This is a genomic window from Streptomyces sp. NPDC111520 (assembly GCF_055635295.1).
Genome location: NZ_JBVKBW010000007.1, coordinates 204563 through 230520, shown reverse-complemented (window position 1 = coordinate 230520; position 25958 = coordinate 204563). Strand labels below are relative to the sequence as shown.

23 protein-coding genes are annotated in these 25958 nt (G+C 74.2%); 13 read left to right on the top strand and 10 right to left on the bottom strand.

Annotated elements, in window-relative coordinates:
- Positions 1 to 89: 89 nt before the first annotated feature.
- Both paaK and paaI read right to left on the bottom strand, forming a co-directional pair.
- Positions 90 to 1436: a phenylacetate--CoA ligase PaaK gene (gene paaK / locus ACZ7MY_RS18640; RefSeq protein WP_499603036.1), complete on the bottom strand. Its 1347-nt coding sequence runs from the start codon at positions 1434 to 1436 to the stop codon at positions 90 to 92.
- Positions 1433 to 1846, bottom strand: coding sequence for a hydroxyphenylacetyl-CoA thioesterase PaaI (paaI, locus tag ACZ7MY_RS18635; RefSeq protein WP_499603035.1), 414 nt, complete (start codon positions 1844 to 1846; stop codon positions 1433 to 1435). The genes paaK and paaI overlap by 4 nt, the downstream gene beginning before the upstream one ends.
- Positions 1847 to 1956: 110 nt before the next feature.
- Here paaI and ACZ7MY_RS18630 point away from each other — a divergent pair, with 110 nt between their 5' ends.
- From ACZ7MY_RS18630 to paaE, 6 genes are all read left to right on the top strand, one after another.
- The gene (locus ACZ7MY_RS18630; RefSeq protein ID WP_499603034.1) at positions 1957 to 3162 is read left to right on the top strand and encodes a thiolase family protein; all 1206 of its coding nucleotides are present in this window, start codon (positions 1957 to 1959) and stop codon (positions 3160 to 3162) included.
- A gap of 110 nt (positions 3163 to 3272) precedes the next feature.
- A complete protein-coding gene (gene paaA / locus ACZ7MY_RS18625) occupies positions 3273 to 4256 on the top strand; it encodes a 1,2-phenylacetyl-CoA epoxidase subunit PaaA (protein WP_499603033.1) in 984 nt (327 codons plus the stop codon).
- Positions 4253 to 4561 carry a 1,2-phenylacetyl-CoA epoxidase subunit PaaB gene (gene paaB / locus ACZ7MY_RS18620; protein ID WP_018562414.1) on the top strand — a complete coding sequence of 103 codons (309 nt, stop codon included), beginning with the start codon at positions 4253 to 4255 and terminating at the stop codon, positions 4559 to 4561. Before paaA ends, paaB begins: the two co-directional genes overlap by 4 nt.
- Positions 4562 to 4570: 9 nt before the next feature.
- Complete coding sequence (gene paaC / locus ACZ7MY_RS18615; protein WP_499603032.1) at positions 4571 to 5428, top strand: 1,2-phenylacetyl-CoA epoxidase subunit PaaC; 858 nt, start codon at positions 4571 to 4573, stop codon at positions 5426 to 5428.
- Positions 5425 to 5946, top strand: a complete 522-nt coding sequence (gene paaD / locus ACZ7MY_RS18610; RefSeq protein WP_499603031.1) for a 1,2-phenylacetyl-CoA epoxidase subunit PaaD — start codon at positions 5425 to 5427, stop codon at positions 5944 to 5946. Before paaC ends, paaD begins: the two co-directional genes overlap by 4 nt.
- Positions 5946 to 7055 carry a 1,2-phenylacetyl-CoA epoxidase subunit PaaE gene (gene paaE / locus ACZ7MY_RS18605; protein WP_499603030.1) on the top strand — a complete coding sequence of 370 codons (1110 nt, stop codon included), beginning with the start codon at positions 5946 to 5948 and terminating at the stop codon, positions 7053 to 7055. The genes paaD and paaE overlap by 1 nt, the downstream gene beginning before the upstream one ends.
- A gap of 140 nt (positions 7056 to 7195) precedes the next feature.
- Here paaE and ACZ7MY_RS18600 read toward each other — a convergent pair whose 3' ends face one another.
- From ACZ7MY_RS18600 to ACZ7MY_RS18580, 5 genes are all read right to left on the bottom strand, one after another.
- Positions 7196 to 7330 carry a CsbD family protein gene (locus ACZ7MY_RS18600; RefSeq protein ID WP_499603291.1) on the bottom strand — a complete coding sequence of 45 codons (135 nt, stop codon included), beginning with the start codon at positions 7328 to 7330 and terminating at the stop codon, positions 7196 to 7198.
- Entirely contained in the window at positions 7284 to 8165 is an 882-nt protein-coding gene (locus ACZ7MY_RS18595) for a YhjD/YihY/BrkB family envelope integrity protein (protein ID WP_499603029.1), read from the bottom strand. The genes ACZ7MY_RS18600 and ACZ7MY_RS18595 overlap by 47 nt, the downstream gene beginning before the upstream one ends.
- A 167-nt stretch (positions 8166 to 8332) precedes the next feature.
- On the bottom strand, positions 8333 to 9448 hold the full coding sequence (locus tag ACZ7MY_RS18590) for an iron-containing redox enzyme family protein (RefSeq protein ID WP_499603028.1): 1116 nt from the start codon (positions 9446 to 9448) through the stop codon (positions 8333 to 8335).
- Positions 9405 to 10661: a carboxylate-amine ligase gene (locus ACZ7MY_RS18585; RefSeq protein ID WP_499603027.1), complete on the bottom strand. Its 1257-nt coding sequence runs from the start codon at positions 10659 to 10661 to the stop codon at positions 9405 to 9407. The genes ACZ7MY_RS18590 and ACZ7MY_RS18585 overlap by 44 nt, the downstream gene beginning before the upstream one ends.
- 315 nt (positions 10662 to 10976) lie before the next feature.
- Positions 10977 to 11438, bottom strand: a complete 462-nt coding sequence (locus ACZ7MY_RS18580) for an SRPBCC family protein (RefSeq protein ID WP_499603026.1) — start codon at positions 11436 to 11438, stop codon at positions 10977 to 10979.
- A gap of 162 nt (positions 11439 to 11600) precedes the next feature.
- On the opposite strand from ACZ7MY_RS18580, the gene ACZ7MY_RS18575 reads away from it, so the two are divergent.
- The 7 genes from ACZ7MY_RS18575 to fxsA all read left to right on the top strand — a co-directional run bounded on the left by ACZ7MY_RS18575 (position 11601) and on the right by fxsA (position 21305).
- A complete protein-coding gene (locus tag ACZ7MY_RS18575) occupies positions 11601 to 12272 on the top strand; it encodes an HAD family hydrolase (RefSeq protein ID WP_499603025.1) in 672 nt (223 codons plus the stop codon).
- Positions 12273 to 12652: 380 nt separating this feature from the next.
- Positions 12653 to 15064, top strand: coding sequence for a PP2C family protein-serine/threonine phosphatase (locus ACZ7MY_RS18570; protein WP_499603024.1), 2412 nt, complete (start codon positions 12653 to 12655; stop codon positions 15062 to 15064).
- 80 nt (positions 15065 to 15144) lie between these two features.
- Positions 15145 to 15585 (top strand): Lrp/AsnC family transcriptional regulator, encoded by a 441-nt coding sequence (locus ACZ7MY_RS18565; protein ID WP_018562423.1) that lies wholly within the window; start codon positions 15145 to 15147, stop codon positions 15583 to 15585.
- A 187-nt stretch (positions 15586 to 15772) separates the two neighbouring features.
- Positions 15773 to 17323 (top strand): amidohydrolase, encoded by a 1551-nt coding sequence (locus tag ACZ7MY_RS18560; RefSeq protein ID WP_499603290.1) that lies wholly within the window; start codon positions 15773 to 15775, stop codon positions 17321 to 17323.
- A gap of 844 nt (positions 17324 to 18167) precedes the next feature.
- The gene (lnt, locus tag ACZ7MY_RS18555) at positions 18168 to 19826 is read left to right on the top strand and encodes an apolipoprotein N-acyltransferase (protein WP_499603023.1); all 1659 of its coding nucleotides are present in this window, start codon (positions 18168 to 18170) and stop codon (positions 19824 to 19826) included.
- Entirely contained in the window at positions 19823 to 20617 is a 795-nt protein-coding gene (locus tag ACZ7MY_RS18550; protein WP_499603022.1) for a polyprenol monophosphomannose synthase, read from the top strand. Before lnt ends, ACZ7MY_RS18550 begins: the two co-directional genes overlap by 4 nt.
- Before the next feature lie 43 nt (positions 20618 to 20660).
- Positions 20661 to 21305, top strand: a complete 645-nt coding sequence (gene fxsA, locus ACZ7MY_RS18545; RefSeq protein WP_499603021.1) for an FxsA family membrane protein — start codon at positions 20661 to 20663, stop codon at positions 21303 to 21305.
- A gap of 62 nt (positions 21306 to 21367) precedes the next feature.
- Here the strand turns inward: fxsA and ACZ7MY_RS18540 are convergent, their stop codons facing one another.
- The 3 genes from ACZ7MY_RS18540 to ACZ7MY_RS18530 all read right to left on the bottom strand — a co-directional run bounded on the left by ACZ7MY_RS18540 (position 21368) and on the right by ACZ7MY_RS18530 (position 24838).
- The gene (locus ACZ7MY_RS18540; protein WP_431949087.1) at positions 21368 to 21742 is read right to left on the bottom strand and encodes an RNA polymerase-binding protein RbpA; all 375 of its coding nucleotides are present in this window, start codon (positions 21740 to 21742) and stop codon (positions 21368 to 21370) included.
- Between the two features lie 256 nt (positions 21743 to 21998).
- Positions 21999 to 23438: an MFS transporter gene (locus ACZ7MY_RS18535; RefSeq protein WP_499603020.1), complete on the bottom strand. Its 1440-nt coding sequence runs from the start codon at positions 23436 to 23438 to the stop codon at positions 21999 to 22001.
- 167 nt (positions 23439 to 23605) lie between these two features.
- A complete protein-coding gene (locus tag ACZ7MY_RS18530) occupies positions 23606 to 24838 on the bottom strand; it encodes a hypothetical protein (RefSeq protein ID WP_499603019.1) in 1233 nt (410 codons plus the stop codon).
- Positions 24839 to 25958: the final 1120 nt, after the last annotated feature.

Below are 25958 nucleotides of genomic sequence, written 5' to 3'. Positions count from 1 at the left end.
CGGGTCGTCGACCGTGCGCCCGGGCCTCCCGGAGCGGTCCGATCCCCAACGTCACCTGCGAGCGGCGGCCCCCTGGCGGGCCGGCGGCGCTAATCGGCGCGCAGGTCCCGTACGCGGCGGATCTTGCCGACCGAGCGCTCGACGGTGTCCGGGTCGACGACCGTCACCTCGACGCTGACGCCCACGCCGTCCTTGACGCCGGCCGCCACGGAACGCGCCGCCTCCTCGCGGAGACCGGCGGGGGCGTCGGGGCGCGCCTCGACGACGACCTCCATGTGGTCCATGCGCCCGCGCTTGGTCAGCCGGATCTGGAAGTGCGGGGCCACGCCGGGCGTGCGCAGCACGATCTCCTCGATCTGGCTCGGGAAGACGTTCACCCCGCGCAGGATGATCATGTCGTCGGAGCGGCCGGTGATCTTCTGGATGCGGCGGAAGGCCGGGCGGGCGGTTCCGGGGAGCAGCCGCGTCAGGTCGCGGGTGCGGTAACGGACGATCGGCAGCGCCTCCTTGGTGAGGGAGGTGAAGACCAGTTCGCCCTCCTCGCCCTCGGGCAGCGGCTCGCCCGTGATCGGGTCGACGACCTCGGGGTAGAAGTGGTCCTCCCACACGTGCAGGCCGTCCTTGGTCTCCACGCACTCCTGGGCGACGCCCGGGCCGATCACCTCGGACAGCCCGTAGATGTCGACGGCGTGGATGTCCATGCGCTCCTCGATCTCCCGGCGCATCTCCTCCGTCCACGGTTCCGCGCCGAAGATGCCGACCCGCAGCGAGGTGCCGCGCGGGTCGACGCCCTGGCGCTCGAACTCGTCCAGCAGGGTGAGCATGTACGACGGGGTGACCATGATGATCTCGGGCTTGAAGTCCTGGATGATCTGGACCTGGCGGGCCGTCATGCCGCCCGAGGCGGGGATCACCGTGCATCCGGCGCGCTCGGCGCCGTAGTGCGCGCCCAGGCCACCGGTGAACAGGCCGTAGCCGTAGGAGACGTGCACCTTGTGGCCGGGTCGGCCGCCGGCGGCACGTATGGAGCGGGCCACCACGTCGGACCACATGGACAGGTCGTTCTCGGTGTACCCCACGACAGTGGGCAGTCCGGTCGTGCCGCTGGAGGCGTGGACGCGGCGCACCTGGTCCATGGGGACGGCGAACATGCCGAAGGGGTAGTTGTCGCGCAGGTCGGCCTTGGTGGTGAAGGGGAAGCGCGCCAGGTCGTCCAGGCTCCCGCAGTCCTCGGGGCGCAGTCCGGCCTCGTCGAACTTCTTCCGGTACGCCTCGACGTTGTCGTACGCGTGGCGCAGCGTCGCCCGGAGCCGGGTGAGCTGGAGCTCCCGCAGTTCCGCCGGGTCCAGCTTCTCGGCGGCGTCCAGCAGGCCGTGGGGGAGCGGCTCTCCCAGGCGCGCCCCCGCCGTCGACCGGTCCGTCGGCTCGCTGCTCATCCGTTCTCCTCCGTGCGTCCGATGCTGCGGCTGCGCCCGCGGAACTCGGCGACCACCTGGTCGCCCCGCAGGATGCTCACGTCGTAGATGCCGCTGCGGCCGAAGCGGGTGCGCTCCTGCGCGGTCGCGACCAGCTCGTCCCCCTCGTGGACGGGGGCGACGAAGGTGATGTCGGCCCCGGCGGCGACCGTCACCGGGCCGTGGCTGTTGCAGGCGCAGGCGAAGGCGGTGTCGGCGAACAGGAAGAGGTAGCCCCCGTGGGCGATGCCGTGGCCGTTGACCATGGCCGCGGTGACGGTCATGCGCAGCACGGCCGTCCCCTCGCCGGTCTCCAGCAGCTCGATGCCGAGGCTCTGCGACGCCTTGTCCGCTGCGAACATGATCTCCGCCGGGCCCTGCGTCGTGTCCATGGCACCCCTCACGATCGTCACCGCCCTTGTGGACCGACCGAACATTCGGTTAGCGTGCGGCACGCCCAAGGTAATCCAGCATCCGAACTGCCTGTCAAGAGGTGGAACGCATGTCCCAGCACCTCCCCGCGCGGCCCGCAGACGAGGTCTTCCTGATCGACGGGGCCCGCACCCCGCAAGGGCGTTACGGCGGCGCCCTGGCCTCCGTCCGCCCCGACGACCTCGCCGCCCTGGTGGTCGGCGAGGCGGTGAGGCGTGCCGGGATACCGGCCGCGGCCGTGGACGAGGTGATCCTCGGCGCCGCCAACCAGGCGGGCGAGGACAACCGCGACGTCGCCCGGATGGCCGTGCTGCTGGCCGGCCTGCCGCACACGGTGCCCGCCTACACCGTCAACCGGCTCTGCGCCTCCGGGCTCACCGCCGTCGCCTCGGCGACGCAGGCGATCCGCTCCGGCGAGGCGGAACTGGTCGTCGCCGGCGGTGTGGAGTCGATGACCCGTGCCCCGTGGGTCATGGCCAAGCCCGGCACCCCGTGGGCCAAGCCGGGCGAGGTGCACGACACCTCCCTGGGCTGGCGCTTCACCAACCCGCGCTTCGGCGCCATGGAGACGCTGTCCATGGGGGAGACCGCGGAGGAGGTCGCCGCCCTGGACGGGATCACCCGCGCCGACTCCGACGCCTTCGCGCTGCGCAGCCACCGGCGGGCCGTCGCGGCCCAGGAGGCCGGCCGCTTCGACCGCGAGATCGTGCCGGTCGCCGTCAAGGACGGCGAGGTCACCCGCGACGAGGGTCCGCGTCCCTCCACCACCCTGGAGAAGCTCGGCACCCTGCGCACGATCTTCCGCAAGGACGGCATCGTGACCGCGGGCTCCTCCTCGCCGCTCTCCGACGGCGCCGCCGCCCTCGTGGTCGCGGGCCGCGCGGCGGTCGAGCGGTACGGGCTCGCGCCGCGCGCCAGGATCGTCACCGCCGCCACCGCCGGCGTCGAGCCCCACCTGATGGGCCTCGGACCCGTCCCGGCGACGGAGAAGGCCCTCGAGCGTGCCGGATGGCAGGCCGGCGAGCTGGACGCCGTCGAGCTCAACGAGGCCTTCGCCGCCCAGGCCCTGGCGGTCGTCCGCCGGCTCAAGCTGGACGAGGAGCGGGTCAACGCCGACGGCGGCGCGATCGCGCTCGGCCACCCGCTGGGCTGCTCCGGCGCCCGCATCCTGCTCACCCTCCTCGGCCGCCTGGAGCGCGAGGGCGGCCGCCGCGGCCTCGCGACCCTCTGCGTGGGGGTCGGCCAGGGCGTGGCGATGCTGGTGGAGCGGGTGTGAGCGGGGCCTCCCGCGGGCCGGGCGCGGCCGTCGTCCACAGGGCTTGCCGGGTACGGCAAAGTTCGTCAGACTGTAACCGAACGAATGGTCGGTAGGGGAAGCTGGTATCGATGACCACACCGAACGCCACCGTGCCGGCGGAGGGCGCGCAGGCGCCGCTCCAGGAGCACTTCGAAGCCACGATCGCGCGGGACCAGCGCATCGAGCCGCGGGACTGGATGCCCGAGGGCTACCGGAAGACGCTGGTCCGGCAGATCGCGCAGCACGCGCACTCGGAGATCATCGGCATGCAGCCCGAGGGCGAGTGGATCACCCGCGCCCCGTCGCTGCGCCGCAAGGCCATCCTGTTCGCGAAGGTCCAGGACGAGGCGGGCCACGGGCTCTACCTCTACTCGGCCGCCGAGACCCTGGGCGTCGACCGCGCGGACCTCACGCAGCGCCTGATCGAGGGCCGCCAGAAGTACTCCTCGATCTTCAACTACCCGACCCTGAGCTTCGCCGACGTCGGCGTCATCGGCTGGTTCGTCGACGGCGCCGCCATCTGCAACCAGGTGCCGCTGTGCCGCTCCTCCTACGGGCCCTACGCCCGCGCCATGGTGCGCATCTGCAAGGAGGAGTCCTTCCACCAGCGGCAGGGCTACGAACTGCTGATGACGATGATGCGCGGCACCGAGGCCCAGCGGGCGATGGTGCAGGACGCGGTGGACCGCTGGTGGTGGCCGTCGCTGATGATGTTCGGCCCGCCCGACGGCGACTCGCCCAACTCGGCCGCGTCGATGGCCTGGAAGATCAAGCGCCACAGCAACGACGAGCTGCGGCAGCGGTTCGTCGACATGACCGTCCCGCAGGCCGACAGGCTCGGCGTGACCCTGCCCGACCCCGAGCTGCGCTGGAACGAGGAGCGCGGCCGGCACGACTTCGGCACCCCCGACTGGTCGGAGCTGCAACGGGTCATCAGCGGCGACGGACCGTGCAACGACGCGCGGATGGAACGCCGCCGCACCGCACACGAGGACGGCGCCTGGGTGCGCGAGGCCGCGACCGCCCACGCCGCCAAGCAGGCGGCCCGGGCAGAGGAAGGAGCCGTGGCATGAGCACCACCGGCGACAGCACGACCCGGGCCGAGTGGCCCCTGTACGAGGTGTTCGTCCGCGGCAAGCGCGGCCTGAACCACGTCCACGTCGGCTCCCTGCACGCCGCCGACGACCGCATGGCGCTGACCCACGCCCGTGACCTGTACACGCGGCGCAACGAGGGCGTGAGCATCTGGGTGGTGCGCTCGGAGCACATCACCGCGTCGACGCGGGACGAGAAGGACCCCTTCTTCACCCCCAGCGCCGACAAGGTCTACCGGCACCCCACCTTCTACGACATCCCCGAAGACGTCCCCCACATCTAGGAGCAGGGCATGAGCGACGAGCACGTCTACCTGTCCCTGGCCGAGGGGCACGAGGACAGCGACGCCCGCTGGGCCTTCGGCACCGGCTTCGAGGACCCGCTGCACGGCGTCGACACCACCGTGCCGGAGGGCGTGGACGCCGCGGAACTGGCCGCCCGCTGCCTGGCGCTCGGCGACGACGCCCTGGTCGGCGCCCAGCGCCTGGCCGAGTGGTGCACCCGCGCGCCGGAGCTGGAGGAGGAGGTCGCCCTCGCCAACATCGGGCTCGACCTGCTCGGCCAGGCCCGCCTGCTCTACTCCCGGGCCGGCCAGGTGGACGGCACCGGCCGCGACGAGGACGCCTACGCCTACTTCCGGGACGCCGCCGACTTCCGCAACGTCCGGCTCGCCGAACTGCCCTGCGGGGACTTCGCGTTCTCCATGGCCCGGCTGCTGGTCACCTCCGGCTGGCGGCTCGCCGTCTTCGAGCGGCTCGCGCGCACCGCGCAGGACCCGGTGCTCGCTGCCATCGCCGCCAAGGGCGTCAACGAGCTGACCTACCACCGGCAGTACGCCGCCGAGTGGACGGTACGGCTCGGCGACGGCACCGAGGAGTCGCACCGCCGCATGCGGGCCGGCCTGGAGGAGGTCGCCCCCTACCTGGAGGAGCTGTTCACCGCCGCCGCGACGTGCGGCGCCGACCCCGCCGAGGTGCGCGAGGAGGTGACCGTCGCGCTGCGCCAGGTCACCGCGACGGCGGGGCTGCCCCCCGTCGGGGCCGAACCTCTGCCCGGCCACGGTCGCGAGGGCGACCGCACGGAGCACCTCGCCCCGCTGCTCGCCGAGTTGCAGGGTGTCGCCCGCGCGCACCCCGGAGCGGTCTGGTGAGCACCGTGACCGCCCCCACCGACGCACACCGGGCGGCCCGCGTGGCCGCCGAGGTGCCCGATCCCGAGCTGCCCATGCTGACCCTGGCCGACCTGGGTGTCCTGCGCGACGTCGAGGTCGCCCGGGACGGCACGGTGGTCGCCGCCCTCACCCCCACCTACTCGGGCTGCCCCGCCATGGCGGAGATGCGCGCCGACGTGGCCGCCCGGCTGCGCGCCGCAGGCTTCCCCCGGGTCGAGATCCGCACCGTCCTGGACCCGCCGTGGACGACCGACTGGATCACCCCCGAGGGCCGCCGCAAGCTCGCCGAGCACGGCATCGCACCCCCCGGGCCGGCGCCCCGGCGTACCGCGGGGCCGGTGCCGCTGGTGCTCACCCCCATCCGGCGCTCCGTCTCCTGCCCCCGCTGCGGCTCGGCGGACACCGAGGAGACCTCGCGCTTCGCCGCCACCTCCTGCAAGGCCCTGTGGCGCTGCCGTGCCTGCCTGGAGCCGTTCGAGTACGTCAAGGAGATCTGATGGCCCCGACCACCCCCGCCCCGCCGGCGCAGGCCCCGCGGGTCCGCCGCCGTCCGGCCTTCCACGCCCTGCGGGTCGCCGCGGTCGAGCCGCTCTGCGAGGACGCGGCCGCCGTCAGCTTCGACATACCGCGGGAACTGGCCGAGGAGTTCGCCTTCGCGCCCGGGCAGTCCCTCACCCTGCGCCGCGAGGTCGACGGCCGGGACGAGCGGCGCTCGTACTCCATCTGCTCCCCCGCCGGCGCCACCCCCCGCATCGGGGTCCGCGTGGTGCCGGGCGGGCTCTTCTCGGCCTGGCTCGTGCACGAGGTGCGCGCGGGCGACACCGTCGAGGTGATGGGTCCCACCGGCGCCTTCACCCCCGACCTCACCGCGCCCGGGCACCACGTGCTGATCGCGGCGGGCTCCGGCATCACCCCGATGCTCTCCATCGCCGAGTCCGTCCTCGCCGCGGACCTCGGCTCCCGGGTCACGCTCTTCTACGGCAACCGGCGCACCGACACCGTCATGTTCGCCGACGAACTCGCCGAGCTGAAGGACCTGCACCCCGCCCGGTTCCAGCTCGCCCACGTGCTCTCCAGGGAGCCGCGCGAGGCCGACGTGCTCTCCGGCCGCCTCGACGCCGGACGGCTCGCCACCCTCGCCGAGGGCCTCGTCGACGTGCCCAACGCCGACCACTGGTGGCTGTGCGGCCCGCACGGCATGGTCGTCGACGCCCAGCAGGTCCTCGCCGGCCTCGGCGTGCCCGGCGACCGGGTGCACCAGGAGCTGTTTTACGCGGACGACGAGCCGGTCACCCCCGTCCGCCACGAGGACGCCGTCGCCGAGGGCCCGGTCAGCCAGGTCACCGTCGTCCTCGACGGCCGGACGACCACGGCCGCCCTGCCGCGTGACCGGAGCGTCCTCGACGGCGCCCAGCGCACCCGCCCCGACCTGCCCTTCGCCTGCAAGGGCGGCGTCTGCGGCACCTGCCGGGCGCTCGTCACCGACGGCAAGGTGGAGATGCGCCGCAACTTCGCCCTCGAGGAGTCCGAGGTCGACGCGGGCTACGTGCTGACCTGCCAGAGCTACCCGGTCTCCGACGAGCTGACGGTCGACTACGACAGCTGACACCCCCTCGGCCGCCCCGCCCCGGGAAAGCGTCGGCAGGGGGGCTGCCGGGGACCGCGAGCATGCCCGTGGGGCCGGGGGCGCGCTGTGCGCCCCCGGCCCCACGGGACTCCCACGACCGGTGTGCGGCGGGGCCGGCGTCAGTGGTCGAGGGTGTCCTTGCCCTTCTCCACTACTTGCTTGGCGTCGCCCTTGACCTGGTCCGCCTTGCCCTTCATCCGCAAGCTGTCATCGCCGGTCAGCTTGCCCGTGGCCTCCTCGGCTTTGCCCTTCATCTTCTGGCCGGTGTTCTTGACCTTCTTCTCGGCACCCATGGGGTTCTCCTTCCGGGGGTCGATCGGCGCTTTCCTGCGCCTGCCCGGAAGGTTCCTGATGAAACCATTTGCTCGGATTCTGGAGGTGGCGGCCGAGCAGGGCGCCCCCGAACACCACGAAGCCCACCCCGATCAGCCAGCACTGCACGATCAGTACCGTGCCCACGGCCCCGTACGAGACGGCGTTGGTCACGATCAGCGGGGAGAACACGAACGACGAGAAGACCCGCAGACCGATGAGGCCGACCATCGTCGCGACCGCCCCGGGCGCCAGCGCCGCCCACGGCACCTGCCCGGCCAGCAGGAAGTACTGCCCCCACCAGAAGAAGACGAAGCCCAGGAGGACGGCCGTGCCGCCGCGGAGCACCGTGTCCGGCCACCCCCCGCCCAGCACCGCCCCGCTCTGCGCCTCCGCGAACAGGTACGCGGTGAGCGCGGCCAGCCACACCGCGCGCCGCCACACGTGGTGCCACGGGGTGGGCGGCACCTGCCAGATCCGGGTGTACCCCACCTCGACGCACGCCGCGAAGGAGAGCCCGAACAGCGCCAGAGCCAGCAGGCTCAGGCCGCTCGTACTGCTGATCACCTTGCGCGGGGCCGCGAACAGCTCCTTCACGGCCCGCGCGGGTTCGGCCGACAGCCCCATGCCGTCGACGACCCACTGTGCGAAGCCGTAGCCGTGGAAGGGCACGGCCGCCGCGACCACGATCAGCAGCGGGACCAGCGTCACCAGACCGAGCGCGGCGAAGCCCATGGAGCGCTGCAGCAGCTCCAGTTCGCCGCCCTGGAGCCACATGCGGCCCGCCCGCGACTCCCGCCACGACCGGTACGGATGGCGGAGCCATCGCGCCGCCCCACCTGCCATCGCGGCGGCCTCAGCGCACGGTGGCGCCGGCCGCCACGCGGCGTGCCGTCCCCACCCGGGTCCCCAGGGGTGCTGAGCGCATCGCGCGACCTCCTTGCTCAGGCCTCCTGAGGTGCACTTTCCCCGTACGGTCCGGACGAACCGGACGCCCCCGGCAACCCGGCCGGCCCCGGCGCCGCGCGCAGCGAGGTGCGCCCGGCCCGCCACGCCCCCAGCAGGTGCTCCTCCACGCGCCCGTCCAGCAGCGCCGTCGCGCGGATCCCCAGGACGACGTCGGCGGTGAGGCCGGGTTCGCGGGCCAGCAGATCACCGATGACGTCATGGCGCATCACCTGCTCGTGGACCGCGTCGGCCTCGATGTGCTCGTCGTAGAAGTGCCGGCAGGCCGGGCCGCCGCCGAGCCGGTCGATGGCCTCCACCGTCCGGCGGGCGGCCGGCGCCGTGGTGATCTCGCCGGCCGCGAAGTGCCCCACGAGCGCCCCCCGCAGTTCCCGGTGCAGGCCCAGCCAGGACATCAGGTTCACGGTGGCGAGGGTGACGGCCGGCACGACGTCCACGTAGTGCCCGTAGGAGGGGTCCAGCCCGGCGTCCTGCAGCAGGTCGGCGAAGAGCCGGGCGTGGACGCGCTCCCCGCGCCCGCTGCCGAACTCGTCGTACTCGACGGCGACGAGCGCGGCCTTCGCCCGGCCGGTGAGCCTCGGGATCACCCACGCGTGCGGATCGGCCTCCTTCAGCTGGTACACCGACCGGTGCACGAAGTACTCCCGCAACTGCTCCCAGGTGGCCTCGTCGCGCAGGAAGTGGGACACGCCGCGGGCGTCACGGGGCTCGGTGAGCAGTGCCTCCAGTTCCCGGTCGAGGGCCGTACGTGCCGCGGCGCCCGCCGGTGCCTCCGGCAGCCCGGCACGGATCGCCGCCCCGAAGGAGGCCTCCATGGCGCCGCGCAGCCCCAGCAGTCCCGGATCCCACTCCCAGCCGGGGTGCACTCCCGCAAGACCCCGGTAGTGCAGCTCGTAGCAGACGTGCAGGGCCAGCTGCAGGTCCTCGCCGAACGGGTCGGCGTCCTCGACCGCCCCCGCGGCCGGTTCCGGCGCGGTGCCCGGCGGGCCCCCGGTGAGCACGTCCAGCACCGCCCGGGAGAGGGGGCCCCTCGGCGCGGGCGGCGGCGGCTCAGCGGTCCGGGGATCGGTCGGGAGGTCGGAGACCACGTCCATCGGGTCCTCCGTCGGTCGGTGCGGTGACGTCCTCGGGGTACGGGCGTCCGCTGGTGCCCCTGCCCGGTGACGCCGGGGGCATGCGGCCCTCCGCCGCCGTCTGCTCGACCAGCATGTCCACCGCGGCGCGCGGCCCGCCCGCCTCCCCGGCCCGTCGCTGCCGGTCCGCGCCGCTGCCCGCACGGGCCAGCGCGGCCACGGCGTCGCGGACGAAGGCCAGGTCACCGGTCTCCTCCAGCGCGGGCGTGACGCGTTCCAGCAGCTCGTCGCGGAGCGCGGTCGCGGGCACGCGGGTCTCCAGGACGGGATGGATCCCCGGCCCCGACAGCCCGTATCGGGCCGCCGACCAGAGCGCGGCCGCGGCGAGCTGCGGTGTCGTGGGCGGGGCCGGAACGCCCCGGGAGAGGTCGCCGAGCGCCGTGCGCACGAGCGCCCGCGTGAGGGCCGCCTGCAACGCCGTCTCCCAGGTCGCCCCCAGCGCGTCGGCGGCCCGCACCTCCACCGTGGGTAGCCAGGGCGAGGGCCTGGCCAGCCAGAACGTCATGGCGTGGTCCACCAGCACCCCGCACTCCACCAGCCGGTCGACCTCGGCGTCGTGCTCGGCCGCCGAGGCGAACCACGGCGGGATCCCGGAACCCGGGAAGCGCGCCTGGTCCAGTACGCGCCAACTGGAGTAACCGGAGTCGCGCCCCCGGTCGTACGGCGAATTGGCCGACAGCGCCAGCAGCGTGGGCAGCCACGGCCGCAGGTGGTTGACGACCGCGACCGCGGTGTCACGGTCCGGTACGCCCACGTGCACATGGCAGCCGCACGCCCGGTAGCCGGTCGCCTGGCTCTCGTAGAGGCCGGCGATCGCTGCGAAGCGGGCGCCCGCGCTGATCCCCGAACGGCCGTCGAGGACGGGCGTGCCCGACGAGACCAGCCGGGCGCCCTCGGCCGCGGCCGCGTCGGCCAGCAGCCGCCGCGTGGCCGCCAGCTGGCCGGTCAGCTCGGGCAGGCGCGTGGCGACACCGGTGGCCGACTCGATCTGCGCGGCCGACAACTCGTGCTGCAGCGCCACGTCCGGTGCGGCCGGCGGGAGCCTCGACGCGCGGGCGATGACGGCGGCGGCGCCGTCCACCAGCCGCCCTGTCCCCGGGTCGACCAGCAGGAACTCCTCCTCGACCCCGAAGGTCAGGCCCCCCGCCGGCGCCCGGTCGTCCACGTTGCCCATGCACCCCACCTACCCCGCCCGCGCCGTACCGGACCCGCCCGGCCGTGGTCGAGGCCGCCACCGGCAGCCCACGGCGTGCGGCACACCGGGCGCCGGCGGAGGTACTGGCCGGAACGGCGGAACGACGGGCCCGGCACCCGGGGGAGGCCACCCTCCAGCCCGAGAGGAGGCGGCCCTCCTGCTGGAGCGCGCCGCGTGGCGCATCCTGGTACCGCGGCGACGTGGCCGCGATCGCCGTGCTCACCGGGGCCGCTGAGCTCAGCCCACGGACACCGACCCGGGCCCCGGGATCGTCCGCCGAGGTCGTCCGGCGGGTCAGCCACCCGGGGCGACACGGCCGCGCCAGGCGCCCGTCTCGCTGCCCCGCTCCTCGATGAAGTGCTTGAAGCGCCGCAGGTCGCCCCGCGCCCGCCGGTCCACGACGCCGAGCGCGTCGGCGGCCTTCTCCGCGAGCCCCGAGGTCTCCACCTCCATGGCGAGGTTCACCCGGGTGTGCGACGGGTCCAGCTCCAGGAAGGTCACGACTCCGCGCTGACGGACGTCCCCGGTGACGGTGCGCCACGCCACCCGCTCGTCCGGCAGCTGGTCGACGATCTCCGTGTCGAACTCCCGGCGGGCACCGGCGACGTTCGTCACCCAGTGGTTGTGCCGGTCGTCGACCTGGGTCACCTGTTCCACGCCCTCCATGAAGTTCGGGAACTCCTCGAACTGCGTCCACTGGTTGTACGCGGTGTGCAGCGGGACGTCGACGTCCACGGATTCGCTGATCGTGCCCATGGGTCCTCTCCCTTCGTGGATGCGTCGCTGGGTCGGCTTCCCGGTGCGGATGCGCCTAACCGTCCGCGGTACGGGGGTTGACCGCGGTGGAACCGGACAGGCGGGGGGAAGGAGAGCCGGCAGCACACGGGAGCGGGCCGGACGGAAGGAGGACACGCACCCATGGACGACGACCGGGAACGAGTGGCGCTGTTCGACATGGACGGCACCCTCGTCGACACCAACTACCTCCACGTCGTCGCCTGGTCGGAGGCCTTCCGGCAGGCGGGGCACACCGTGCCGATGGCGGAGATCCACCGGTGCGTCGGCATGGGCTCGGACCACCTGGTGGAACGGCTGCTCGGCGAGGCACGGGACACGAGCCGGGACGACGCCATCAGCGCCGCCCACAAGGCGCTCTACGCCACGCACTCGGCGACGCTCACCCCGCTGGAGGGGGCCGCGGACCTGCTGCGCGCGGTCGCCGCCCGGGGCCGCCGGATCGTGCTGGCCACCTCGGCCGACGCCGTGGAACTGGCCGCCATGCGCGCCGCCCTGGACGCGGACGACGTCATCGACGACGCGACCAGCGCCGACGACGTGTCCGCGAGCAAGCCCGCCCCCGACCTCGTGCGCCGGGCCCTGGACCGGGCCGGTGTCGACGCGGACCGCGCGGTGTTCGTCGGCGACACCGTCTGGGACGTGCTCGCCGCGGGCCGGGCCGGCGTGCCGTGTGTCGCGCTCCTCTCGGGCGGGGTGCCGCGCGCCGACCTCGAGGAAGCGGGCGCCGTCGCCGTCCACCACGACCCTGCTGACCTGCTGCGGAGCCTCGACGGCAGCCCCCTGGCCGCCTGAGGCGCCCTGCGGCGTTGGCCGGCCGCGTCGTGTGCGCGCCGCGGGCGGCGCGGGGGTGCGCCCCGTCGAGGTCGATCACCTCGTCGACGGGGTCTTCGGCTCGACAGACGAGGACGCGTGCGATGGCCCAGCAGGGTTGGCCCTCGCCGGCGGTGCCCGCCCGCCGCGCCATCGCCAAGTCCCCGCGGACCTGCGGCCTGCGCGGGCAGCGCGGCGGCTCGGGCCCACGGCCCGACGGCTCCGGGCACCTGCCACGGCCCGGGCCCGGCGAGGGCCCGTCCGTGGCGCCCGCCGCGGGGGCGACCGGGCCACCGGCGTGGACTTCCGAGGCCGTCCCGGCGAGGGGGTTCTCCCCGGGGTGACTGTGCGATGCTCACAGAGTGAGCCACGACGGAGTCGCCTCCGCGTCCGGTGGCCGGCCCGACGAGCGGTCCGCGGCCGACCAGCTGGCTCGTACCGTCGCCCGGCTGCGCGCCGAACTCGACGAGGAGCGGCTCGCCGCACCCGCGCGGGCCGCCGCCGAGCGGGCCAGGGGTGTGCTCATGGGACGCCTGGGGCTGGGTCCCGGCGGCGCCCAGGAGGAACTGGAACGCCGCGCGGACCGGGCCGGCCGCACCGTGCTGGAGGAGGTCTGGGAGCTGCTGGCCGAGCTGCACACCTCCCGCGCCCCGGTCACCCCGCCGCCGCAGCCCGAAGCGCCGCCCGGGCCCGACGCCCCCGCGCCCGGGCTCAAGGGCGACCCCCCGTCCGTCTTCACCTCGTCCCGGTACGCCTCCCGCCACCACCGACCGCCGCCGCCACCGCGTCCGTGGGGGATCGACGGCGTCCGCAGCGCCGCCGGCACCTCGGAGGAGCTGACCTGGCTGCTCGTCGGGCAACTCGTGGACACCGCGGACGTCGACGCCGTGCTGCTCTACACCAGCGCACCGGCGGGCGGCCTCGACCTGGTCGCCCACTCCGGCATCGACGCCGGCACCGCCTCCGCCTGGGGACACGTGCCGCCGCTGCCGGAACTGGCACCCGTGGAGGCGGTGCGCCTCGGCCGCCCGGTGTGGCTGTGCGGCCTCGACAAGGACGGTGCCGACCGCGCCCTCCTCGGCGACCGCCCCGGCATGTGGGCCTCCCGGGCCTGGCTGCCGCTGCGCCGCGGCGAGGACGTCGTCGGTGTGGCCGGCTTCCTCCGCGAACGCCCCGACGACTTCGACCCCGCCGACCGCGCCCTGCTGACGGCCGCCGCGCGCGCCTGCGCCACCTGCCTGTCACCCGCCCCCGCCACCACCTGGCCCGCGACCGTGCAGGCCGTGCTCGACACCCTGTACGAGGCGGCCGTCCTCCTCGTCCCGGTACGCGACGAGGAGGGCCAGGTCACCGACTTCCGCATCGAGGCGGCCGCCCCCGCCTCGGTGGACGTGGCCGGGCGCACGGGCCGCGAACTCGTCGGGCGGCGCATCCTGGAGTGCTACCCGACCGTGGCCGGCACCCCGCTGTGGGACGGGTACCTCGGGACCCTGGCGACCGGCGAACCGTACGAGACCGACCCCTACGAGTACCACGAGGTGGCCGCCGGCGTGCCGCGGACCGCGACCTACTCCGTGGCCGTGGCACGGCTGGGCGACGGCCTGGTCGTCTCCTGGCTGCGGCACGACACGGCGGACCGCGAGATCGAACGGCTGCGCCGGCTCCAGCACCTGGGCAACCTCGGCTGGGCCGACTGGGACCTGGTGGCCGGCTCCCTGAGCTGGTCGCCGCAGGTGTTCACGGTCTTCGACCGGGACCCGGCGCTCGGGCCCATGCCGCTGGACGAGCTGCCGCAGCACCTCTTCCCGGAGGACGTGCCCGTCCTCGGCGCCGCGGTGAACGCCCTGCTCGAACGCGGGGACCCGGTCGACGCCCCCTTCCGCATCCGTACCGGCCACGGCACCCGCCACCTGCGGATGGTCGCCGAGGCCGTCACCGACGCCGAGGGCACGCCCGTGCTGGTGCACGGCTTCTTCCAGGACCTGACCGCCCTGCGCCACGGCGAGATCGCGCTCGACGAGGCCCACCGCGCGTTCAGCACGCAGCAGCGGACCCTGAACGCCGAGCACATCCTGGCCCGGCGGCTGCAGCGCGCCCTGCTGCCCGTTCCCGAGGAACCCTTCCAGCTGGGCGGCGTCAGCTGCGACGTCTCCTACCTGCCGGCCGAGAGCACGATCCAGATCGGCGGCGACTGGTTCACCGCCGTCGCCCTTCCCGACGGCTCCGTGCTGCTCGCGGTCGGCGACGTCGCCGGCCACGGCGTCGAGGCCGCCGCCACGATGGCCGGGCTCCGCTACGGCGCGGAGGCCATGGCCCTGAGCGGCACGCCGCCGCACCGCCTGCTGGAGCGTCTCAACCAGGTGCTCATGAACACGGGCTCCGCGACCGCCACCATGGTCCTCGCCCAGTACCGGCCCGCCGAGGGCGTCCTGACCTGGGCGCAGGCCGGGCACCTGCCCGTGCTCCACCTGCGCGACGGCCGCGCCGGGTACCTGGAGCGCCCCGAGGGCCGCATCCTCGGGGCCGGCCGGGACAGCGTCTACGGCCTGTGCGAGACCAGGCTGCCGCCCGGGGACCGGTTGTTCCTCTTCACCGACGGCCTGATCGAGCGGCGCGGCCAGGACCTCGACACCGGTCTCGCCGATCTCGCCCGCTGCGCCGAGCGCGTCGCCACGGAGGACTGCGACACGGTCGCCGCCGTCCTCACGCAGGCACTCGGCCCCGCGAACCCGCGGGACGACACCTGCCTGCTGTGCGTCCGCATCCGCTCCTGACCGGCGCCGGTCCCGTACGTGCGGGGGGACGGGGCGGCCGGATACCGCCGACGACCGCGGACCCTGTAGGTTCTTGCGCTGTGGAGGAGCTGGACCGGCAGATCGTGGAACTTCTCGTGGCCGACGGGCGCATGAGCTACACCGACCTGGGCAAGGCCACCGGCCTGTCCACCTCCGCGGTGCACCAGCGCGTCCGGCGCCTGGAGCAGCGCGGGGTGATCCGCGGGTACGCGGCGATCGTGGACCCGGAGTCGGTGGGGCTGTCGCTGACGGCGTTCATCTCGGTGAAGCCCTTCGACCCGAGCGCCCCCGACGACATCGCCGACCGGCTCGCCGAGGTCCCCGAGATCGAGGCCTGCCACAGCGTCGCGGGCGAGGAGAACTACATCCTCAAGGTCCGGGTCGCGACGCCGATCGAGCTGGAGCACCTGCTCGCGCGGATCCGCACCCTGGCCGGGGTCTCCACCCGCACCACGGTCGTCCTCTCCACGCCGTACGAGGCGCGCCCACCGCGCGTCTGAGGGGCCCCACGGCCCCGGGACCCGACCCACCGCACCATCCCGTCCCCCGCCCCCACCGGGGCCCGGGCGGGCCCACCATCACATCGCGAGGCGAAACCCAGTGCCGCACACCACGAACGAGCCGACCACCACCGTGCTGCTGCGCGGCGGCAACGTCTACAGCCCCGCCGACCCCTTCGCGACGGCCATGGTCGTCGACGGCGGCACGGTCGCCTGGGTCGGCTCCGAGGGCGCCGCCGAGTCCTACGCGTCCGGCGTCGACGAGGTGATCGACCTCGACGGGGCGCTGGTCACCCCGGCCTTCACCGACGCCCACGTGCACACCACCGCCACCGGCCTGGCGCTGACCGGCCTGGACCTGGCCCCCGCCTCCGACCTGGCGGACGCCCTCGCCCGGGTCACCGCGTACGCGCACGCCCACCCCGGGCACCGGGTGCTGCTCGGCCACGGCTGGGACGAGAGCCGCTGGCCGGGACGGCGCCCGCCGACCCGCGCGGAACTGGACGCCGCGACCGGCGGCCGCCCCCTGTACCTGACGCGCGCCGACGTCCACTCGGCGGTCGTCACCACGGCCCTGCTCGCCCTGGCCCCCGGTGCCGAGGGCATGGCCGGGCACGACCCCGACGGGCCGCTGACCCGCGACGCCCACCACGCGGTCCGGCGCGCCGCCTACGCCGCCGTGACGCCCGAGCAGCGCGCCGCCGCCCAGCGCGCCGCGCTCGCCCACGCCGCCTCGCTCGGCATCGGCGCCGTCCACGAGTGCGCGGGCCCGGACATCTCCTCCGAGGGCGACCTGACCGCGCTGCTCCGGCTGGCGGCCGACGAGCCCGGGCCGCGGGTGTACGGCTACTGGGCCGAGGCCGTGACCGGTGCCGGGGACCTGGAGCGCATCCGGGACCTGGGCGCCGTCGGCGCGGGCGGCGACCTGTTCGTGGACGGCTCCATCGGCTCCCGTACGGCCTGCCTGCACGCCCCGTACACCGACGCGCCCGCCGTCGGCGGCACCGCCTACCTGGACGCGGCGGCGATCGCCGATCACGTGGCGCTGTGCACCGACGCGGGGGTGCAGGCGGGCTTCCACGCGATCGGCGACGCGGCCGTGGCCGCCGTCGCGGAAGGCGTGCGCGAGGCCGCCCGCCGGGTGGGCCTGGGCCGGGTGCGCGCGCTGCGGCACCGTGTGGAGCACGCCGAGATGATGACCGAGGACACCGTCGCCGCCTTCGCGGAACTGGGCCTGGTCGCCTCCGTGCAACCCGCGTTCGACGCCGCCTGGGGCGGCGGGGACGGCATGTACGCCCAGCGGCTCGGCGCCGAGCGGGCTCGCACCCTCAACCCCTTCGCCGCCATGACCCGGGCCGGTGTGCCGCTAGCCCTCGGCTCCGACAGCCCCGTCACGCCGCTCGACCCCTGGGGCACGGTGCGCGCCGCCGCGTTCCACCGGACGCTGGAGCACCGCATCTCCGTCCGCGGCGCGTTCAACGCCCACACCCGCGGCGGCTGGCGCGCGGTGGGCCGTGACGAGGCGGGCGTCCTCGTGCCCGGCGCACCCGCGGACTACGTCGTGTGGCGGGCCGGCGACCTCGTGGTCCAGGCCCCCGACGAGCGGGTCGCCAACTGGTCGACCGACCCCCGCTCCGGCACCCCCGGCCTGCCCGACCTCACCCCCGGGCTCCCGCTGCCGACGGCGCTGCGCACGGTGGTCGGCGGCCGTACGGTCTTCGCACGGCCGAACGAGTGACGGGTCAACGGCCGATGCCTCCGAACGGTTCTCCGTCGGGATGGCGTGGAACTTTCCCCAGCCTCGCGTTGACCTGCTGATTTGGTCAATCTGCGCAGGTCAAACGGCTGTTGACAGGCGGCGGTCGGGGGCGAGTAGGTTCGGCCGGGTCCACCACCGGACGTCCGACCGGATCTCCGTGCGCCGACGGCCGCAGCTGGGCCACCGGGCGTCGCGCCGAACGGCGTGCGTCACTGGAGCCAGGTCCAGCGCTCGCGGCACGGAACGCGGTCCGCCTCGCCGAGAGGCTCCGCCCGGTCGGCAGGTGTGACCCGGGAGGGGCCCGGACGCCCAGTAGACAACGGCCTTGTCGCCGATCCGCAGCCAGCGGGTCCCAGGTCGGCCCGAAGGGCGTTCCGGGCCCCGAGCAGTTCGCCCCCCTCGCCCCCCTCCCGGGCAGCCCGGGCGTCCCTGCCGTGCCGTACGCCCCGCGCGCGACCGGAACGCCGGTACCCCGGCTGCCGCGTCGCCCGGGACGCCCGCATCGGGGCCGCGTCGGCCGTGGCCTGGGTGCGGACGGACGGCGTCCGGTGTCGGCCACGCCGCTCCCGCACCGCCACCCGCACGCCGGGTTCGTGCTCGGGCGGGTCGGGACCGCGTTCACCCCACGCCCAGGGTTGCCGCATGCACGCCGTAGGCCGTCGGCTCGGGTCGGACGGACGAGGGCGGGACCACCGCCCAGGTGACGCCCACCGCCCCGGGCGTGCCCGGGGCGGGAGGCTTTGCCCGCCCGGGGTCCGCGGACAGGGCCGTTGGAGGTACGGTCACTCTCACACAGTGACCACCTGCAGGAAGGCCGCGAACCTTGCGACCGCGCTCCGACGCCGCACCGGCCCCCGCCGCGCCGCCGGCGACGTCCGTAGAACCGCCGCCGCCACCCGCCCCGGCACCCGGCCGTACGGCCCGCATGGCGCGCGCCCTGCGGGCGAACGCGCGGCGGTCGGGGCTCGCCGCGCTGTGCGGCCTGGCGCTGGCGGCGGCGTTCCCGCCGTACGGGGTGTGGCCGCTGTCGGTCGCGGCCGTGGCCGGCCTGGCACTGCTGACCCGGGGCCGTACCGCCCGTCAGGGCGCCTGGCTGGGCTTCGCCTTCGGGCTGCCGTTCTTCGTGTGGCTGCTGCTGTGGCTGCGGGTGATCGGCTGGGACGCGGTCGTGGGCCTGTCCGTCATCGAGGCCGCCTTCGTCGCCGTGCTGGGCGCGGGCCTGGCGGTCACGTCGCGGCTGCGCGCCTGGCCGCTGTGGGGCGCCTGCCTGTGGGTGGCGGAGGAACTCGCCAGGGACCGGCTGCCGTTCGGCGGTTTCCCGTGGGGCAGGCTCGCCTTCGCGAACACCGCTACGCCCTTCACGCCGCTCGCCGCGCTCGGCGGGGCGCCGCTGGTGACCTTCGCCGTGGCGCTGTGCGGGTCGCTGCTGGCCGCGGCCGCGGTCGCCGTGTGGCGGCTGCGCAAGGGCCCGGTCGTCTTCGGCCCGCGCCGCTTCGTGCCCGCGACGACGGCCGCCGTGCTGGCCGTGGCCACCTTCGCCGCGGGGTACGCGGTGCCGGTGCCCACGGCGGCCGACGACTTCGTGCGGGTGGCCATCGTGCAGGGCAACGTCCAGCAGCCGGGCATGCACTTCCTCGGCCGGCCGCTGAAGATCCTCAACAACCACGTCGAGGCGACCCTGAAGCTCGCCGAGGACGTCAAGGCCGGCCGCGTGCCCAAGCCCGATCTGGTGATCTGGCCGGAGAACTCCTCCGACATGGACCCGTTCTCGGAACCCCAGGCCTACGCCCTGATCACGGAGGCGGTCCGGGCGGTCGGCGTCCCCGTCCTCGTCGGCGCCCTGGTCGACGGCCCGGACGCGGACCACGTCCAGAACGAGGGCATCGTCTGGGACCCGGAGAGCGGCCCCGGCGACCACTACACCAAGCAGCACCCGGTGCCGTTCGGCGAGTACGTGCCCTTCCGCAAGCAGCTCACCAAGGTCATCAAGCGGCTCGACCAGGTCCCGCGGGACTTCTACCCGGGGCAGGGGAGCGGCGTCCTGCAGATCGGCCCGGCCAGGCTCGGCGACGTCATCTGCTTCGAGGTGGCGTACGACGGGATCGTCCACGACACCGTCACCGCGGGCGCCCGCGCCCTGATCATCCAGACCAACAACGCCACCTACGGCCGCACCGGCCAGCCCGAGCAGCAGCTGGCGATGTCCCGGCTGCGCGCCGTCGAGCACGGTCGCGCCGTGGTGACGGCGGCGACGAGCGGCATCACCGCCGTCGTCGCCCCCGACGGACGCATCGAGCAGCAGACCGAGGAGTTCACGCAGACCGTGCTCAGCGCGCGGCTGCCGCTCCGCGACGATCTGACCGTCGCCGACCGCGTCGGCTCCGCTCCCGAATGGACCCTCGCTATGGTGGGCCTCCTGTCCTGGGCCGCGGCGATCGTGCTGGGCAGGCGGGGACGCAACGAGACGGAGGAGCAGCAGTGAGCGATGGCGGTGGGGTCACCCGTGGCGCAGCCCAGGGGAGGGCCTTCGGGCCGCTCGGCTCGGTCCTCGTGATCATCCCCACGTACAACGAGGCCGACAACGTCAAGCCGATCGTCGCCCGCGTCCGTGCGGCCGTGCCCGAGGCGCACGTCCTCGTCGCCGACGACAACAGCCCCGACGGCACCGGTAAGCTCGCCGACGAGCTGGCGGCCGCCGACGACCACGTCCACGTGCTGCACCGCAAGGGCAAGGAGGGGCTGGGCGCCGCCTACCTGGCGGGCTTCCGCTGGGGCATCGAGCGGGACTACGGCGTGCTCGTGGAGATGGACGCCGACGGCTCGCACCAGCCCGAGGAGCTGCCGCGTCTGCTGACCGCGCTCAAGGGCGCCGACGTGGTGCTGGGCTCCCGCTGGATCCCCGGCGGCCGGGTGGTGAACTGGCCCAAGTCCCGCGAGTTCCTGTCGCGAGGCGGCAGCACCTACTCGCGGCTGCTGCTCGACGTGCCGCTGCGCGACGTCACCGGGGGCTACCGGGCGTTCCGCAAGGACACGCTGCTGGGCCTGGGCATGGACGAGGTGGCCTCCCAGGGCTACTGCTTCCAGGTCGACCTCGCCTGGCGGGCGGTGAAGTCCGGCTTCCACGTCGTCGAGGTCCCCATCACCTTCGTGGAGCGCGAGCGCGGCGACAGCAAGATGAGCCGGGAGATCGTCGCCGAGGCGCTGTGGCGGGTCACCGCCTGGGGCGTCGGCTCCCGCGTGAAGCGGCTGACGTCCGGGCGGCGCCGCGGCTGACCGGCCCTCGGGACTTCGGCGGGGAGCAGGCACAATGGTGCGTATGACGATCAGCTCCCCGCCGCCGGCCGGTCCGCGGCAACCGGGCGGCGACGCGCGTCCGCAGCGGCGTTCGCGACCCGGCAGGTGGATACCGCTCGCAGTGGCCGTCTACGCGCTGCTGGAGATCTGGCTGCTCATCCTGGTCGCCGGCGCCGCCGGCGGCCTCACCGTCCTCCTGCTGCTCGTCGTGGGCTTCGTCTGCGGAGCGCTGGCCGTACGCCACGCCGGGCGCAGCGCCTGGCGCTCGCTGAACGAGGCGATGCGGTCCGCGCAGCAGGGACGGGACCCCGAGGAGGAGCGGAAGGCCTCCGGCGCCGGGAACGGCGGCAGCGGCGCGGCGCCGGTCATGATCGGCGGGCTGCTGCTGATGGTGCCGGGGCTGGTCTCCGACGTGGCGGGGCTGCTCTTCCTCTTCCCGCCGACGCGCTCCCTGCTGACGAGGGCGGGCAGGCGCGCCCTCGACCGGCGGGCCTCCGCGGCCCGCGGGCGGGGTACCGGCCAGGGCTCGCTGGGCGACCTCTTCGCCCAGGCGCGCGCCGCCGAGGAGCAGATGCGCATCCACCGCCCGGACGGCAAGGTCATCCAGGGTGAGGTCGTCGAGCCCGGACCGGATCAGGACGACGAAAACCCCGGGCCGCGGCACTGAGGCCACGCTCGCCCGGGGCGCACGTCTCCCGGGCCCGCCCCTCACGGGCCCGTCTCCTTCTGTCAGGCGCTCTTGCGGTTGTCGCGCGGATGCACCGCGATGTTCATGGCGCCGGAGCGCAGGACGGCGAGCCGTTCGGCCAGCACTTCCTCCAGCTCCTCGACCGTGCGCCGCTCCATGAGCATGTCCCAGTGCGTACGCGCGGGCTTGCTCGTCTTCTCCTCCGGGCCCTCTCCGTCGACCAGGAGTGCGATCTGGCCGCAGGCGCGGCACTCCCACTCCGGCGGGATCTCGGCCTCCACCGAGAACGGCATCTCGAATCGATGTCCGTTCCGGCATGCGTACTCAACGGTCTGGCGCGGTGCCAGATCGATGCCGCGGTCGGTCTCGTAGCTCGTCGCCCCGAGTCGCGTGCCGCGGAGAGCTCGCTCACTCATGAATCGTGCCTCCCGGGCTGTGTCGCCCACAGGACAGGTGTCGCTGTCGTCGTCATCCGGTCAACGTCCGGTCGGCGGTGAAGATTCCCGGTCTCGGGAGGTGCGTCGCCCGTCGTGCCGCCCCTTTTTGTACCCATCAACGCCCGTTTTGTCACATCTAACGTGAGATGTCACCCTGCGTTCTGGTATCTTTAGCGCGCAGTAACGGTCCGTCCGACGGCCAACGGCGTACACTACCGCGCCGCGCCCATCCGCACTAAATCGTCTCGGGGACCGGATTGCCGGCGGCCGCCACCGCCCGCCGCATCGGCACCCTCGCCAGCAGCACGAAGCCGATGACGAAGAACGCCACCAGGGACACGATCGCGTCCCGGTAGCTCCCGGTCAGCTGGTACGTCAGGCCGAACAGCAGCGGTCCCAGCCAACTCGTTCCCCGGTCGCTGACCTCGTACACCGAGTAGTACTCGGCCTCCTTTCCGCGTGGGATGAGGTGTGAGAAGAGCGAGCGGGACAGCGCCTGGCTGCCGCCCAGGACCATCCCGATGGCCGCCGCCAGACAGTAGAACGCCACCGGCTCGCCGGCCGGCAGGAAGAAGCCGGCGCCGATCGTCAGCGTCCACGCCACCAGAGAACCCAGCACGGTCCGGCGCGCCCCGTAGCGTGCCGCCAGCCGGCCCAGCAGCAGGGCACCGAAGACCGCCAGCACCTGCACCAGGAGGATCGCGCCGATCAGGGCCGTCTCGTCGAGCTCCAGCTCCTCGGAGCCGTAGAGCGAGGCCTGCGAGATCACGGTCTGGATGCCGTCGTTGTAGACGAGGTACGCCAGCAGGAAGCCCAGGGTGAGCGGGTGGCGGCGCATGTCCCGCAGCGTGTCCGCGAGTTGACGCCAGCCCTGGCGCAGCGAGCCCCCGCCCTTGACGGCCTGCCCGGCGGACCGCGCGCCCGCCGCGGTGTCGCGCAGCCGCATCAGCGGGACGAGGGTGAAGGCCGCCCACCACAGGCCCGCCGAGGCCAGGCAAATGCGCACCGCCATGCCCTTGGAGACGCCGACCGCGTCGTGCCCGAGGAACAGCGCCAGGTTGGCGACGAGCATCAACGCCCCGGCGGCGTAACCGAACGCCCAGCCCCGCGAGGACACCGCGTCGCGCTCGTGCGGATCGGCGATCTCGGGCAGGAAGGCGTTGTAGAGGACCATGGCCGACGCGAAGGCGACGTTGGCGACGATCAGCAGTCCGCCGCCGAGGAGGTAGCGGTCCCCGGTCACGAAGAACATCGCCGTCGTCGCGGCCGCGCCGATGTACGCGAACGTCCCGAGCAGTGCCTTCTTGCGGCCCGTCCGGTCGGCGACCGCCCCGGCGAGCGGCATCACCAGCACCGACAGCAGCACGGAGGCGGAGACCACGTACGCGAAGTACGCACCGGCGCGGACCGGTATCCCGAGCGGGTGGACGTACCCGTCGGGACCCGCGGCCGTCTCCGCGATGTCCGTGAGGTACGGCCCCAGGAAGACCGTGATCACACTCGTGGAGAAGACCGAGTTGGCCCAGTCGTAGAAGTACCAGCCGCGCTGTGCGCGCCGCCGCTCGTGCGCCGGGGCGGTGGTGCCGTCGTGTACCGCCGTGTCCTGCGCCTCGCCCGTGGTCACCCGTGGTTCCTGCCGATCCGTGTCGTGCGCCGTGCCGATGTGATCGGTCATGATGCCATCCACGGCCGGGGCGGGGGAGGGGGATCATCCACCGGATCCACGCGTTCATCCGGCGGACTCCTCCCGTCCGTCCGGCCCGTGCACGGGACTGCCCCCGGGCGCCACGCGGGCGGCCCGGGGGCAGGACGGTCAGCCTGTATCGCGGAGGTCCGCGGCGATCAGGCGCGACCGCCGTTCATGCGCCGGCGGCGCAGCATGTAGACACCGGCACCGGCACCGGCGACCAGGAACGAGGCGCCGAGCAGGGTCTCCGGGGTGTTCATCCCGATCGAACCGCCGAAGCCGGTGTCGGGGCCGCCGCCGTTGCCGCCGCCACCACCGCCGCCGCCACCGCCGTTGCCGCCACCGCCGCCGCCACCGCCGTTGCCGCCGTTGCCGCCGCCGTTGCCGCCGCCGTAACCGCCGCCGCCGTGGCCGCCCTTGCAGCCCTTGTTGCCGCGACCGTAGCCGCCGTTGTCGTCGCCGCCACGGCCGCCGCCGTTGCCGCCCCACGAGTCGTCCATGTTGCGGCCGTCGTCGGACCCGCCGCCGAAGCTCTGCGCGGTCAGGTCGTTGCCGTTGTTGCCCTCGCCCCCGTTCTCGTCGCCCCCGTTCTCGTCGTTGCCGTTGTCGCCGCCGCCGTTGCGGTCGCCGTTGCCGCCGCCGCCGTTGCCCCCGCCGCCGTTGCCCCCGCCGCCGTTGCCGCCGCCACCGCCGCCGCCGTAACCGCCACCGCCGCCGCCGTTGCCGCCGCCGTAACCGCCGCCGCCGTTGTCACCGCCGCCGTAACCGCCGCCGCCACCACGGCCGTTGTCGTCGTCGCTGCCCCACCACGACTCGCACCGGTCGTCGCCGCCGTAGCCGTGACCACGTCCGTAGCCGCCGCCACCGCCACCGTGGCCGCCACCGTGGCCGCCGCCGTAACCGCCGTGCTCGCCGCCGCCGTGCTCGCCGCCCCGGCCGCCGCCGTCACGGCCCTCGCCCTGACCCTCGCCGTCACGGCCGTTCTCGCCGTCCCGCTCGCCGCTGGCGCTCAGGATCTTGAGGGTGTCGGTGTCCGACTCGGTGGTGCCGGTGCTGCCGGTGGCCGGGGTGCACGTCACGGTGACGGTGTAGGTACCGGGGTCGATCCCCTGCGGGACGTCGAAGACCGCGCGCTTGCCCGTCGCGGTCGGCTGCCAGACGTCACCGGTCAGGCTGCCGGTGGTGAGGAAGAGCCCACCGGGGGAGGAGACGGCCGTCACGGTGCCGGTCAGGCAGGTGGCCCCGTCGGCGGTGATGGCGACCGGCTGCCCGGCGACGGCCTCTTCCGGGATGATGTTGACGTTCGTGAGGGCGAACGCATGCGACGCCGGGAGAATCACTGCGGCGGCCGTCATGGTCGCCGCTGCGAGAATGCGTGAACCACGCATGGGGGGAACCTCCTTGCGGACGGGGCAGGCGGGATTGGGGATCACCGCGACACGAACTGCGACCGCGTCCTTGAGATCCATGGCACGAGGGCGGGGATCTTCACGCACCTCGGAATCGGCACAGGGCCTCCCCCGGACGGGGCATCACCACTCCGGCCGGAACAGCGTTGTCGCAGGTGGAAGCCATACCCACGGCGACATCAGAAAAATGTGAAGAGCTCGTCAAACGGGTGACCGGACGTCCGCCGGAAACAGCGTCAGCGGACGTCCAGTCAGCCGATGAGCCATCAGGCCACGTCTCGTCAGAACACCTCCCCAGGGGCGCGAAATGCGCCCGGGGAACGAGCGCCCCTACGGGGCGGGGTTCGGCGGGCTCCGTCCGCTCGGGAAAACCACTGCGGAAAAGGTGATTTCACCGGCGTTCACCGGAGCGGCACGGCAGGGGAATTCGCCCGGACGTACCGAATGGCGGGTTCCGCCCGGGCCTCCCCGCGGCCCGGAGCCTCCCGGACACGGGCGGAGTGGCCCTCGTGGGCCGCACGTGCCGTGAACCCGCCGGACCCGGGACCGCGTTGGCGGCGCCGGCGGACCCCGTACCGGCGGTGCCCGTGCCGCCCGGCAGCCCTTCGGCGCGCGCGTGGTACACGACGGCCGCGGCGACGGCCAATGCGTGCGGATCGTCGGGCCGCGGCGGGCACGGGTGATGAGCACCCGTCAGGACACGCTCGGCATCATCGGCGCCGCTCCGGGCGCCGCCGCCCCGGTTGGCCCCGCTGCCGCAGCGCCGCCACTCGATCGAGTGGGGCGTACATTGCCCGGTTAGCACTGATCCATCCGCGTTTGACGCATACTTCGGTTTAACATCATTTATGACGGACTGTCACTCATGACCCACCGGTCGGAGCTGAGGACTGCGATGCTGCGAAACTCCGGGGACCAGACCACCCCCGTGCCCTGGTACGGACAGCCCGACGCCTGGTACGGGCAGCCCGACCCGTGGTTCGGCCAGCCCTTCGTGCCGGAGCACACCGCCGGCGTGGCGCGGGCACCCGGCCGGCCGGACCGCACCCCGCAGCCCCCGGCCCGCGCCCGGCCCGCCGACCCGGCGCCGGCGCGGACG